We start from the raw sequence: 12,808 nt of genomic DNA on the forward strand, positions 1-12,808 counted from the left end.
AAGGGCGCCTTTGGCGCTCTTATTTTTTTGGCCTGAACATAGTATAGTAGTCATAGAGTAAACTCCAAGGAGGTAGCTTCGTGAAAAACTTATCATGTAAGATTGTAGCATTCGATATGGATGGGACATTGTTAAATGGAGAGTCCAAGATGGCTGAAGCAACGAAAGAAGCATGCTTGGCCCTACAAGCACAAGGAGTAAAACTGGTGCTGTCCACAGGAAGACCTTATCGTTCCGCCTGTGTAGCAGTAGATAATTTTAAGTTTGATGGATATGTTTGCAGTAATGGCTCTGCCATTTTTAATGCAGATGGAGAATTGATGCAATATAAATCTCTTGATGGCGCTCTCGTTGTCGATATCATTGAGAAAGTGAGACATAGCAACATCTATTATGAAGCGCATGACCAGAGCAGCTTCCGTTGGATGGTAGAAGAAGACAAAGAAAAAATCAAAGAAATGCTCATGAATGCCGGTAGCCTGGAGCGCGTCTCCACAACGGAATTTAATAATCGTACCTTCTCATTTACGGAGATGGCTACATTCATCAAAAAAGATGAATTGGTTACTAAGATTAAATCGGGTGAGTTTGAAATCAGCAAAATGTTTTTCTGGCATAGTGATCCAACTATGCTGGCATGGTTACGAGAACAGGCAATCAACTGGGAAGGTAAGATGGCACTAACCAGTTCTGGTCCGCACAACGTAGAAATCATGCCTGTTAACATGAATAAATGGGTTGGCCTACAATACTTCATGAAAGAATGGAGTGTCCCACGAGAAGAAACAGCAGCGTTTGGGGACGAAATGAATGACTTTGAGATCCTTTCTGAAGTAGGTATTCCAATCGTAATGGAAAATGGGAATGCAGATTTGAAAAAGCTGACTAAGTACATTGCTAAACACCACTGTGAAGATGGGGTTGCATGCTTTATCCGCGAGCACCTTTTGGGCTAGGAATGAATTGACAATCTAGTAAGAAGAGAAGTACAATAACGCGGACACTGTCGATATTGTTACCAGGGGGTAGAGGCATGGAAGCCTTGGCTTTACAGAAAAAGGAACAGCGTAACGCAGAGTTGAAAGAGAGATTGTTGCAACTGAAGAAGGAACGGAACGCCATTATTTTAGCCCATTTTTATCAGCGTCCAGAAATCCAGGAAGTAGCTGATTTTATAGGTGATTCATTTGGGCTCGCTCAGAAGGCAAAAGAGACAGATGCCGATGTTATTTTGTTCTGTGGCGTTCATTTTATGGGAGAAAGTGCAAAAATTCTCAATCCAGAAAAAACAGTGGTTATTCCTGATGAGCGTGCTGGCTGTCCGATGGCAGATATGGTTAATGTGGATGGCTTGCGTAAACTAAAGGAACAGCATCCGAATGCCAAGGTTGTTGCCTACATTAATACATCTGCTGATGTGAAGGCTGAAACCTATATTTGCTGTACGTCTTCCAATGCGAAAAAGGTAATTGAGTCCATTGAAGGCGACGAAATTATCTGGGTACCTGATAAGAATCTAGGTCACTATGTCTCTCAATTTACTGACAAGAAAATGATTATCTGGGAAGGCTACTGCAATACCCATGATCAGTTATCCGTTCAAGATATCATGACAATGAAAGAAACCTATCCAGAAGCAGAGGTAGTTGTTCATCCGGAGTGTCGTCCTGAAGTGGTTAAATTGGCTGATTATGTAGGCTCTACGACTGGTATCCTGAAGTATTGTCGCGAATCCAGCAAGAAGGAGTTCATCATTGGTACAGAGGATGGGACTCGTTACATGTTGGAGAAGGATAGCCCAGATAAGAAGTTTTACTTTGCTTCCAAATACCTGGTTTGCCCGAATATGAAGGTAAACAACCTGAAAAAATGTGTAGAAGCGTTGGAGAACCTGAAACCTCAAATTCATGTTCCTAAACATGTTGCTGATGGAGCTCGTGCTTCATTAGAGCGCATGCTGGAAGTTGCTCCAGATTAATGTAAACGAATAGAAAAATGAATGCCGGTATTCTTCTTATGAGGAAATACCGGCATTATTGCTTCTTATATTCTATTAGCCTTTAGGCATTGGGGTTGGTGTAGGTTTAGCGTAGCCTTCCCCATATTGTTGATCGATGTAGTCACGGATTTCTTTTACACTTTTACCTTCTGTGCTCATTTTACCTGAAATGAAGGCGATCTCTAGGCATGCCTGACAACGTGTTCCGTGGTCATCCCAGATAACGGAGCCATCTTCTTTTACTTCTTTAATAAAGCAGTTACCGTTATGCATGTGTCCGGCTGATTCACCACAACCGCAGTAGCACGGAATAGATTGGAGCAGTTGATTATGTTGTCCAGCAATAGCATATACATCTTTAATGGTTGGATCTACTTTATCAAGAAATGTTGGTAATGCTGAAATAGAGGCAGTCAACTCTTGCAAATCCCCATTGGGAGCATGTGTTGTGTGTGCTTGTGCTGATTCTGATGGAGATGCAGAAGGATTAGAAGATGATTGATTTGTAGAAGAACATCCTGTTATAAGTGCAAGTGTGAGAACAGATATAACCCAAAAACCCTTACTGATTTTCATAAATACCCCCCCATTGTACTTTTTTGATTATATCACAGGATTTTCTACAAATAATAGTTTACATATTAAATCGTAATGATTCTTGTTTACTTTTTTTTCGCATATAAGTATAATGAGGTAGGCAAATAGGAATGATTACGATTAAATATGTGTGGGTAGGTCAGAGGAGGATTACTGTGTTAAACAAGATAAAAAGATGGGGTGTCATGCTTGGTTTAGCCAGCATCGCATTACTAGCTTCAGGCTGTGGTCAAAATAATTCAGATCTTACGGGCGGCCAATTAGGAGATGATGGCAAGCTTGCCATATATACAACGCTTTATCCCTTGCAATATGTTACAGAGAGAATTGGTGGCGAGCATGCTACTGTTACCAATGTAGTTCCGCCAGGTGTGGAAGCACATGACTTTGAACCAACAGCAAAAGAGTTGGTACGTATCTCTAAAGGTGATTTATTGGTATACAACGGCGGTGGTTTTGAGGCTTGGGTCGAAAAAGCTGCTACCAACTTCAGCAGACAAGGTATGAATATCTTAGAAGCGACGGAAGGATTACCACTTCTCGCATCAGGCGCTCATGTAGAAGGCGAGGAGCACCATGAGGGTGATGGACACGATCACGGTAGCAATGATCCACATGTGTGGTTGGACCCTACACTGCTCGCCATGCAAGCAGAAAAGGTGAAGGATGCCTTAATAAAAATTGATCCGGACCATAAACAGGAGTATGAAGAGAATTATACAGAACTACGAAATGACTTGAATAAACTGGATCAGGATTTTAAAGAGATGACAAGTCAGGCAAAGAAGAAAGAATTTGTAGTCTCGCATCAGGCATTTACTTACCTGGCAAATCGTTATAATTTGCAACAAATTTCTATTTCAGGTGTTTCTCCTGAAGATGAGCCGTCTCCATCCGAACTAAAAGAACTGGTGGAAATGGTTAAAGAAAAACAGGTTAGTTATATCATGTTTGAAACACTTGCATCTCCAAAAGTAGCTGAAGTGATTGCACGAGAGGCTAAGGTGAAAACAGCGGTATTAAATCCGTTGGAAGGTTTGCTAGAAGAAGAGCAAAAACATGGAAAAGATTATCTGAGCATCATGCGAGACAATCTGAAGGTATTAGAAACCGCCTTGAATGAATAGGCAGTAGTGATCACATGCGGAAACCCCGCTCACTTGTTAATGGGCGGGGTTTACATGATTAAGTAAGAAAGAGCTACGATTTAGATTCGTTTGCGTGTTCGACGCCTGCATGAATAAGCATACGAACATGATCGTCATCCAGTGAATAATAGACCATTTTTCCGACTTTGCGATATTTAGCTAATCCCAGATTACGAAGAAGTCGCAAGTGATGGGAAGCGGTAGCTACACTAATACCAATTACGGCCGCTACATCGCATACACATAGCTCTTCGGTTAACGAGAGCGCATAAATAATTTTGGATCGGGTGTCGTCTGCCAGAGCTTTAAACAATGGTGCTACACCATTAGCTTCTTCGATCCGGGGCCTTAAATCTTTTACTTTTTCAGCCTCAACGCATTCAATTTCACAAATGTCCTTCTGTGTATGTTCTCCGATAGACAAAGCGATCACCTCTTCTATCTATTATAACTTGAGAAGAGCCCTGATTCATAGTAGGATGGAAGTATTAAATAGGAATTATTACGATTATGCAATAGTTAGGAAGTTGATGAGATGCAAAAGGACATTCAACAAAGTAGCGTGATCTCCCTTGATCATGTCTTTTTTCGATATGAAGATGGTAAAAAGGTACTGGAAGATATTACGTTTCACTTAAATAAAGGCGATTTTATGGGTATCGTCGGACCAAATGGATCGGGAAAATCTACTTTAATGAAATTGATTTTGGGGTTAAACGTTCCATCGAAGGGTGAAATCAATCTATTTGGTCAGCCTCTGCAAAAATTTAAGGAATGGAACAAAATTGGTTATGTAGCGCAGCAGGCTGCTCATGGAGCAAGTGGATTCCCAGCAACTGTACGTGAGGTAGTATCCTCCGGTTTAGTTGGTAAGGTGGGGATGTTCCGTAGATTAACTGCTGAACACCGCCAACAAGTGGCAGACGTTATTGAACGTGTAGGTCTTTCTGCAAAGATAAATGAGCGCATTAGCAACCTATCTGGAGGACAGCTTCAACGCGTATTTATTGCTCGTGCATTAGTCTCAGAGCCTGAGCTACTTATTTTAGACGAGCCTACTGTAGGGGTGGATCAGGAGTCGATCCAACAATTTTATGAGCTGCTTCGATCTTTAAAGGATGAAACGGGAATGACTATGGTAATTGTAAGTCATGATGTGAGCGTCATGATGGAGTGGGTAAATAAAGTGGCATGCTTACAGCGCCGATTGCATTTCCATGGTACAACCGAGGAATATGAACATAATCAGGAAGAGATTTTCCGTTCGATGTATGGAGATAGCGTGCGCTTGCTAACCCACAACCATTAAACTGTTGATGCGGAATAGAAAGAAGGAAAACAAGGAATGTTAGCCGATTGGTGGAACTATGAGTTTTTACGATATACATTATTCTCAGGAATTATAATTGGGCTAATTGCACCTATTCTGGGCACGTTTTTAATCGTTCGTCGTCTTTCTATGATGGCAGACGGTCTTTCGCACGTAACGCTGTCGGGAGTGGCCTTCGGAATGCTAATCTCCAAGAAGATTGCGTTTTTTAGTGTGGTAAATCCTCTGTTTTTTGGAATGTTGTTTTCCGTGATCGGGTCGCTTTTCATTGAACGGTTACGTAAAGTATATAGAGCCTATCAGGATTTAGCTATACCAATTATTTTATCTACTGGACTAGGTTTGTTCACGGTACTTGTCAGTATCGCAGATGGGTTTAATCAGGATTTATATTCCTACCTGTTCGGAAGTATTGTAACGGTAACCTTTGAAGACTTACTTGCCCTTTTAGGGGTAGCAGTTGTTGTGCTGGGTACGATGTTTCTGATGTATAAGGAATTGTTTGCTGTTTCCTTTGACGAGGAGTTTGCACGTGTTTCTGGTGTCTCGCGTCGTACCATCAATTTATGGTTTATGGTGCTGGTTGCTCTTACAATTGCGGCATCCATGAGAATTGTTGGGGTTTTACTAATATCAGCTCTGATTACCATTCCGGTAGCTGCCAGTTTACAAATTGCACGCAGTTTTAAGCAAGCCATTATTTATGCGATTGTATTTGCTGAAATCTCAGTTTTAACAGGACTGTACCTGGCCTATATGCTCAATTGGGCATCCGGAGGTACGATAGTTTTGGTCGCAGTAATTATTCTTCTTCTGGTCTTGGGAGGGAAGCGCCTGCGAGCCATGTTGCGCTAGGGAAAGGAAGAGTGCAGATGAATCTGGAGCAAGCGTTGCAATTGTTGAAAGACAAGGGATACAAATATACAGGTAAGCGTGAAGAAATGCTTAAGATTTGTGCTGATGAGAGAAGATATCTATCAGCTCGCGATATCATGGAACGGATGCGGGGCAATTATCCGAGTCTCAGCTTTGATACGGTGTATCGCAATATTTCTACCTTCGTAAATCTGGGGATATTAGAGGAAACAGAATTTGATGGGGAAGGTAAGTTTCGACTTAGTTGTTCTACGACTGGTCATCACCATCATATCATCTGTACCTCATGTGGAAAGACCATATCAGTGCCTCACTGTCCCATGACGGTAATGCCTAATGTAGCGGAAGACTTCGTGGTAACGGGTCATAAATTCGAAGTATATGGTACATGTAAGGCTTGTAATGAATAGATGAATATAATGAAACAGAGCCTCTCTTAAAAAGAGTTGGCTCTGTTTTTTTGTGGTAGTAGAATGGATAAGCAGTATTGTTTTTCACGGGGAAAATATGGACAAATATTCAAAGAAGAAGGAGCTACTATTTTTAAGAAAAGCTAATATATAGAATGTTTTTATCTGTTAACCTTTTGTAACTTGTTGTAAAACTTTTGTAACCACTTACCAATAACAGAGAGGTAAGATAAACTTATCAACAGAGATGATAAATATTCACTCAAACGAAAAATATTCACTCAAATGATAAATTTTACTATCACTTTGGAGGTTTTACATATGAAATCATCAGTAAAAATCTTAACTAGCATCGCTTTATGCGGGGGTCTTTTAGCAGGTTCGGCAGTCAACTTTCCGGTTCATGCGGTTGATACTACCAAACTGTTACGAGAATTCGAAAAAGATACCCTATTTTCTATAAAAGATTTGCAGGTTAAACCAAACAGCTATGTTTTGGATTCAGCTGTTGTAGATGTGACAGGCGATAATATTGCTGACAGCCTTACGCTAATTGGTACGAAAGAAGCAAAAGAAGATATTTATATGGAGAACATCACATTGGTGATGCAGGATGGAAAAACACTGAAATTTAACCAAGTTTCCGTAGGTAAAGATGACAGTGGTTATGGTCCTAAAATGGTAACAGCTGATATTGATAAGAATGGCACAGAAGATGTGCTGGTTCAAATGGCGACTGGTGGAAGTGGCGGAACATCCGTATATAGCTTGATTACCTTTGCCGGTGGAAAAGGTGCTGCTCTAATTGATCAGGATGTTCTGAACCAAGGTATTGAGTTTGATGTAGCCTTTGCAGATCAATTCAAAGCAGTTATTACAAATAAAAGCACGAAAGAAGTAACAACTGTAGACATAAGTGAAAATAAAGCGAACTACTTAGAGATGGGTATGTATGATGCTAAGGGTAAATTATTAGAACCAGTAACAGGTGCTTTTAATGGATTGGGTCAGTTGAATGTTGATTATGATTTAGAAGGTAATGTGAAGCTGGTTGGCTTACAAAAAATTTGGGGTAGCTATCATGCAGATACTCTGGCATTCGCCAAATCTACATGGAAAGTAGAGAATGGCAAGTTAGTTTTGGAACAAACAAAAGTAACTCCTTTTGATTGGGACAATGACTCCATTGCTCCTGATTACTTACCAACACAAGCTTTTACAGAAGCTTCTCTAAAGACAAAAGAGAATAACTACATCCTGGATTCAAAATTGGCAGATGTAACAGGCGATGGTGTTCGTGATGAGATATTCCTGGTAGGACATAAAGCAGAAGGAAAAGAAAGCTTATACGTATCTGAAATTACCCTAGGTATTAAAGATGGAAAAACAAAAAAACTAACTCTGGGTACAGTAGGCGAAATAAATGAAGGATACGATGATGCTAAATTGTTCATCGGACACTTTAATAAAGATAAAAATAAAGACATTCTGGTACAGATACCGAATGGTGGCAGCGGTGGCTTGCAAACATTCAGCCTTCTAACTTTTACTGATAATAAGCTCTCTGCGTTAGCTGACCAAGAAGTGCTTTCAAGAGGATTCGAGTATGATGTAGATTTCGCAGACAATTTCAAAGTAAATATCAGCAATGAAAAAACAGGCTTAAAAGAAACAATGGATATCAGTAAGTCTAAAGCAGGTTACATCGAAATGAACATGTATAAAGGAGACGGCAAGCTGCTTGAGAAAGTAGAAGGTTGGGCAGATCCTGTGTCCATGCTGACTGCTGTAGATATCGATAAAGATGGAATCTATGAACTTGAAGCGATTCAAGGTATCTCTGGGTCGTTTCATGCTGATAGACTAGGGATTGCAAAAACGGTGTGGTCTGTGAAAAATAACAAGTTAGAATTGGTGAATGAAACATTAGAATTACGCAAAGAAAAATAGATCGTGAAGCAAATAGCTATAGACGGCAGAGGAGAATGTTCTTCTGCCGTTTTTACGTTATTTCTACCAAAAGAGTGTAGACGTTTACAAAACTGTCTAGAAAGGTGCTTCATTGCTAGAAAACGTTTTGCTATAATGATGGGGATATTGAAGCGAACAGAGAGTAGGTAGACAGATGATCCCTAGATACGTATGTAATTTCAATACAGAGAATTTGCACAATATATCGACGGATGTAGTAGTAATTGGCTTTGGGATTGCTGGATTGTACACAGCATTGGAAGCCAGTAAAAATGCTGACGTTGTGCTGATTGGTAAAAAGGGTTTGATGGAGAGTAACACAAGATTTGCCCAAGGCGGAATTGCTGCAGTAACCGCTGAATCTGATTCTCCTGCATTACATCGTCACGATACTTTATTGGCAGGTGCCGGAATTTGTTCTTATGAAGCAGTTGACGCACTGGTACATGAAGGACCTGATCGCCTACAGGAGCTTATTACATATGGAACTCGTTTTGATAAAGATGAAGATGGAGAATACGAATTAACACGCGAAGGAGCGCATAGCGAACGTAGAATTCTGCATGCTCAAGGTGATGCCACCGGTGCGGAAATCGTGCGTGCTCTAGCTGAAAAAGTAAAAGCCTCACCACGAATTACCTTATTTGAAGAGCATTTTGCGATTGACTTACTAACAGAAAATAACCATTGCTCTGGTGTGCTTGTAATGAAACCTGATGGAAAGATTATTGCGATTCGTTCACAGGCTACCGTACTTGCAACAGGTGGAGCGGGACAACTATACCGTTATACGACCAATCCTGAAATCGCAACAGCAGATGGAGTCGCTATGGCTTACCGAGCTGGTGCGGAAGTAAAAGATATGGAATTTATCCAGTTCCATCCTACTGCTCTCTGCTATCCAGATGCACCAAGGTTTTTGATTTCTGAAGCTGTACGGGGAGAAGGTGCCATTTTACGAAACATTCATGGTGAGCGATTTATGGGCAATTATCATGAACTGATGGAGCTGGCTCCTCGTGATATTGTAGCCAGAGCGATTGTTTCTGAAATGGAAAGAACTAATTCTACGTACGTTTATTTAGATATTACACATGAGTCGGAACAATTGATTAAGCATCGCTTTCCGACAATCTATGAATTTTGCTTAACATATGGTCTTGATATGGTAACAGACTGGATTCCTGTAGCACCTGCTTGCCATTACATGATGGGCGGTGTGACAACAGATCTGAATGGTGAAACCACATTGCCAAGGCTGTTTGCCTGCGGAGAGGTATCATGCACAGGTGTACATGGAGCCAATCGCTTAGCCAGTAATTCCTTATCTGAAGCGATTGTATTTGGGCATCGCATCACAGCTAGACTTGCCACACTTGAAAAACTGGAGAATAATCAGAATCATCTTCATGAAAATCTCTCTACACAAAAGGGATATAATGTGATGAAAGAGCGGCTTCATCTTCAAAAGTTAATGCTTCGAAAAGTAGGTGTGAAGCGCGATGCAAAGAGTCTAACTGATACGATTGATCAATTGGAAAAGATGCATGCGATATATGGGTTGGACTACACTACCCAAGAAGCTTTTGAAATGAAGAATTTATTAACGGTTGCACTCTTAACGGCACGTGCAGCTTTGACCAGAACTGAAAGCAGGGGCGGACATTATCGTCTGGATTATCCAGAAAAGAACGATACAGACTGGTGTGTACATTTAATTCAAAGTATGAGCATGGGTCTCATGAAAGAGAGGGCAAGCCAGCATGTTGTGGAATAAAAGAGAGCTGCAAAGAAAAATAGAAGAATGGTTATTTGAAGATGTTGGACATGGTGATATTACGACGTCATCTACAATCTCAAGTGAAGAACAAGGAACAGGTATTTTGTATGCCAAGGAAAATGGCGTAGTTGCCGGGATCGAAATAGCAGAACTTGTATTTCATACTGTAGATGATAAGCTGGTATTTACCAAGAAATTGGAAGATGGCAGTCGCGTACAAAAAGGCGAAGTAATTGTTGAGGTGAGCGGTTCCGTACAATCTATTCTAACAGGCGAGCGTCTAGCTCTTAATCTGATGCAACGCATGAGTGGTATTGCTACTCGTACCAATGAGTTCGCACAGGCAATTGAGGGCACGAATGCAAGAATCGTTGATACTCGTAAAACCACTCCTGGACTGCGTATACTAGAGAAGTATGCTGTTCGTGTAGGTGGCGGACATAATCACCGTTTTGCGTTATATGATGCTGTCATGATTAAAGATAACCATATTAAAGGTGCAGGTGGAATTACGAATGCCGTTAGTAAGGCACGACAAGCCATCCCGCATACCATGAAAATCGAAGTGGAAGCAGAGTCGTTGAATGAAGTGAAGCAGGCACTAGAGGCAGGAGCTGATATCATCATGCTGGATAACATGTCCTGCGAAATGATGTCTGAAGCGATTTCGCTTATTAATGGAAGAGCAATAACAGAAGCATCCGGGGGAATAACTCTGGAGACGGTACAAGCAATTGCGATGACAGGTGTAGATGTCATTTCTGTCGGTGGTTTGACCCATTCTGTCAAAGCTCTTGATATTAGTCTGGACCTTAATCAACGAAAAAGATAAGAACAAAAGGGGCAAGGACCATGCTACTGGTAATAGATATAGGAAATACGAATATTGTACTTGGAATGTATAAAGAGGAAGAATTGGTGCATCACTGGCGAATTGCTAGCGATCGTAGCAAGACGGAAGATGAGTATGGTATGGTGGTTCGTAGTCTGTTTCAAAATGCACAAGTAACGTTTAACGAGGTGAGTGGGATCATTGTATCATCTGTCGTACCGCCATTAAACAGAGCGATTGAAAGAATGTGCAAGAAGTATTTTGGACAAACTCCACTCATTATTGGTCCAGGCATCAAGACGGGGCTTAATATCAAGGCAGAATATCCAAGAGAAGTGGGATCAGACAGAATCGTTAATGCAGTAGCTGCTATCCATGAATATGGCACGCCACTGATTATCGTTGATTTTGGGACTGCTTCAACTTTTTGCTATGTAGATGAACGCAAGCAATACCTAGGGGGAGCAATAGCACCTGGGGTTTCAATTGCGACAGAAGCATTATTTACCCGTGCTTCCAAATTGCCACGCATCGAAATTAACAAAGTAGCAAGCGCCATTGGACGAAACACGGTTGCTTCCATGCAGGCAGGTATCTACTACGGTTTTATTGGACAAGTAGAGGGAATCGTTAATCGCATGAAAAAGGAAATGAATAGTAATCCTACTGTAGTCGCTACAGGTGGTCTTGCTACCTTGATTGCTGATAATACGGATTGTATCAATGTAGTTGATCCTGATTTAACCTTGAAGGGACTACGATTGATCTATCAGCGTAATATGGATGCGAGCAGGAGTGAAAAATGAGTTGTTCACCGACTTATATAGCTGGTGAGCATGATAACTATGGGAAGAAGAGGGCCCTACAGCGTGTCGATGTACATGCTTGTAGGGTTTTTTCATTTCGATCGAAAAAAAAGAGCCTCTTCTTACCAGAATTGTAAAAGGCGCCCCGAGGGACGCCTAAACAATTTAATCTATCTTACAGCCACTTTTTAGCAAGCTCATCAAATTTACCTTGAAGTCTCATTTCATCCAAGAATACATCCAGGTAGCTAGCGAAGATAAAATCACCACGTTGAATCATATAAGCTTTTTCACTCTTAGTAAACGTATTATCAGTCAAAGCTGCATACAAACGATCATCTGCTTTTGCATATGTGATAGCTTCAATATTATCTGTAATCATTACATCGTATGTTCCGTTTGCTACTAGACCAGGAACATCCAGGTTGTTAGGTACAACTGTTACTGTTGCGTTTTTTAGATACGTGTTAACGAAGATTTGGTTTGTTCCACCAGGGTTAACACCGATGCGAACTTCTTTTTTGTTGATATCTTCTAGAGATTTATATTTGTCCTTATCTGCCTTACGGATAAGTGGGGATTTACCAAATCCGATGTAACCTTCCGTCATGTACGCTTTCTTTTGACGATCAGTATTGCGACTAACACCACCAGCAGCGATGTCGAACTTGTCAGCAAGCAGATCATTCATCAGGTTAGACCAAGAGGTTTCAACAAAGCGAACTTCAACGCCCAAATCTTTAGCCAGTTCTTTCATTACATCAATATCATAACCCTCGTATTGTTTCGTTTTAGGGTTCAGATATGTAAATGGCTTGTAGTCACCAGGAGTACCTACACGAATATAGCCACGTGCAATGATTTCATCCAGACGAGATTCATATTTCTTATCTTTTTTTAGTTGTTCAGCTGCAGCTACATTAGTAGCTTGAGCCGATGAGTTTTGCGTAGGAGCAGCACCTACAATGCTACCAGATACAAGTAAGGATGCTACGACTGAGCTAGTTAGTAATAATTTTTTCCAGTTTTTCATGATTTCTCTCTCCTTTGGTTATCTAA

General features: G+C 40.8%; 13 protein-coding genes. 10 read left to right on the plus strand and 3 right to left on the minus strand.

Annotation, left to right across the window (positions count from 1 at the left end):
• Positions 1-80 precede the first annotated feature (80 nt).
• Positions 81-956 carry an HAD family hydrolase gene (locus LM917_RS17875; protein ID WP_232699042.1) on the plus strand — a complete coding sequence of 292 codons (876 nt, stop codon included), beginning with the start codon at positions 81-83 and terminating at the stop codon, positions 954-956.
• Between the two features lie 77 nt (positions 957-1,033).
• On the plus strand, positions 1,034-1,978 hold the full coding sequence (nadA, locus tag LM917_RS17880) for a quinolinate synthase NadA (protein WP_232699043.1): 945 nt from the start codon (positions 1,034-1,036) through the stop codon (positions 1,976-1,978).
• A 75-nt stretch (positions 1,979-2,053) separates the two neighbouring features.
• Here nadA and LM917_RS17885 read toward each other — a convergent pair whose 3' ends face one another.
• Complete coding sequence (locus tag LM917_RS17885; protein ID WP_232699044.1) at positions 2,054-2,575, minus strand: PCYCGC motif-containing (lipo)protein; 522 nt, start codon at positions 2,573-2,575, stop codon at positions 2,054-2,056.
• A 176-nt stretch (positions 2,576-2,751) separates the two neighbouring features.
• Between LM917_RS17885 and LM917_RS17890 the strand changes: the two genes are divergently transcribed.
• On the plus strand, positions 2,752-3,723 hold the full coding sequence (locus LM917_RS17890; protein ID WP_232699046.1) for a metal ABC transporter substrate-binding protein: 972 nt from the start codon (positions 2,752-2,754) through the stop codon (positions 3,721-3,723).
• A 73-nt stretch (positions 3,724-3,796) separates the two neighbouring features.
• On the opposite strand, the gene LM917_RS17895 is transcribed toward LM917_RS17890, so the two are convergent.
• On the minus strand, positions 3,797-4,168 hold the full coding sequence (locus LM917_RS17895) for an ArsR/SmtB family transcription factor (protein ID WP_232699047.1): 372 nt from the start codon (positions 4,166-4,168) through the stop codon (positions 3,797-3,799).
• A 111-nt stretch (positions 4,169-4,279) separates the two neighbouring features.
• On the opposite strand from LM917_RS17895, the gene LM917_RS17900 reads away from it, so the two are divergent.
• From LM917_RS17900 to LM917_RS17930, 7 genes are all read left to right on the plus strand, one after another.
• A complete protein-coding gene (locus LM917_RS17900; protein ID WP_232699048.1) occupies positions 4,280-5,053 on the plus strand; it encodes a metal ABC transporter ATP-binding protein in 774 nt (257 codons plus the stop codon).
• A gap of 36 nt (positions 5,054-5,089) precedes the next feature.
• Complete coding sequence (locus tag LM917_RS17905) at positions 5,090-5,929, plus strand: metal ABC transporter permease (RefSeq protein ID WP_232699049.1); 840 nt, start codon at positions 5,090-5,092, stop codon at positions 5,927-5,929.
• A 17-nt stretch (positions 5,930-5,946) separates the two neighbouring features.
• Positions 5,947-6,360 (plus strand): Fur family transcriptional regulator, encoded by a 414-nt coding sequence (locus tag LM917_RS17910; protein WP_232699050.1) that lies wholly within the window; start codon positions 5,947-5,949, stop codon positions 6,358-6,360.
• A gap of 321 nt (positions 6,361-6,681) precedes the next feature.
• Complete coding sequence (locus LM917_RS17915) at positions 6,682-8,310, plus strand: YybI family spore inner coat protein (RefSeq protein WP_232699051.1); 1,629 nt, start codon at positions 6,682-6,684, stop codon at positions 8,308-8,310.
• 175 nt (positions 8,311-8,485) lie between these two features.
• Complete coding sequence (nadB, locus tag LM917_RS17920) at positions 8,486-10,108, plus strand: L-aspartate oxidase (RefSeq protein WP_232699052.1); 1,623 nt, start codon at positions 8,486-8,488, stop codon at positions 10,106-10,108.
• On the plus strand, positions 10,095-10,943 hold the full coding sequence (gene nadC / locus LM917_RS17925) for a carboxylating nicotinate-nucleotide diphosphorylase (protein WP_232699053.1): 849 nt from the start codon (positions 10,095-10,097) through the stop codon (positions 10,941-10,943). Before nadB ends, nadC begins: the two co-directional genes overlap by 14 nt.
• 20 nt (positions 10,944-10,963) lie before the next feature.
• Positions 10,964-11,749 carry a type III pantothenate kinase gene (locus LM917_RS17930; protein WP_232699054.1) on the plus strand — a complete coding sequence of 262 codons (786 nt, stop codon included), beginning with the start codon at positions 10,964-10,966 and terminating at the stop codon, positions 11,747-11,749.
• A gap of 175 nt (positions 11,750-11,924) precedes the next feature.
• On the opposite strand, the gene LM917_RS17935 is transcribed toward LM917_RS17930, so the two are convergent.
• The gene (locus tag LM917_RS17935) at positions 11,925-12,782 is read right to left on the minus strand and encodes a transporter substrate-binding domain-containing protein (RefSeq protein ID WP_232699056.1); all 858 of its coding nucleotides are present in this window, start codon (positions 12,780-12,782) and stop codon (positions 11,925-11,927) included.
• Between the last annotated feature and the right edge of the window lie 26 nt (positions 12,783-12,808).

Origin of the sequence: Brevibacillus daliensis, assembly GCF_021245735.1 — a bacterium.
In the GTDB taxonomy this organism is placed as follows: domain Bacteria; phylum Bacillota; class Bacilli; order Brevibacillales; family Brevibacillaceae; genus Brevibacillus_B; species Brevibacillus_B daliensis.

Excerpts from the sequence above, each read along its gene's own strand:
- nadA (WP_232699043.1), top strand. The coding sequence starts at position 1,034 with ATGGAAGCCTTGGCTTTACAGAAAAAGGAACAGCGTAACGCAGAGTTG.
- nadC (WP_232699053.1), top strand. The coding sequence starts at position 10,095 with ATGTTGTGGAATAAAAGAGAGCTGCAAAGAAAAATAGAAGAATGGTTA.
- LM917_RS17910 (WP_232699050.1), top strand. The coding sequence starts at position 5,947 with ATGAATCTGGAGCAAGCGTTGCAATTGTTGAAAGACAAGGGATACAAA.
- LM917_RS17915 (WP_232699051.1), top strand. The coding sequence starts at position 6,682 with ATGAAATCATCAGTAAAAATCTTAACTAGCATCGCTTTATGCGGGGGT.
- nadB (WP_232699052.1), top strand. The coding sequence starts at position 8,486 with ATGATCCCTAGATACGTATGTAATTTCAATACAGAGAATTTGCACAAT.
- LM917_RS17930 (WP_232699054.1), top strand. The coding sequence starts at position 10,964 with ATGCTACTGGTAATAGATATAGGAAATACGAATATTGTACTTGGAATG.
- LM917_RS17905 (WP_232699049.1), top strand. The coding sequence starts at position 5,090 with ATGTTAGCCGATTGGTGGAACTATGAGTTTTTACGATATACATTATTC.
- LM917_RS17935 (WP_232699056.1), bottom strand. The coding sequence starts at position 12,782 with ATGAAAAACTGGAAAAAATTATTACTAACTAGCTCAGTCGTAGCATCC.
- LM917_RS17885 (WP_232699044.1), bottom strand. The coding sequence starts at position 2,575 with ATGAAAATCAGTAAGGGTTTTTGGGTTATATCTGTTCTCACACTTGCA.
- LM917_RS17900 (WP_232699048.1), top strand. The coding sequence starts at position 4,280 with ATGCAAAAGGACATTCAACAAAGTAGCGTGATCTCCCTTGATCATGTC.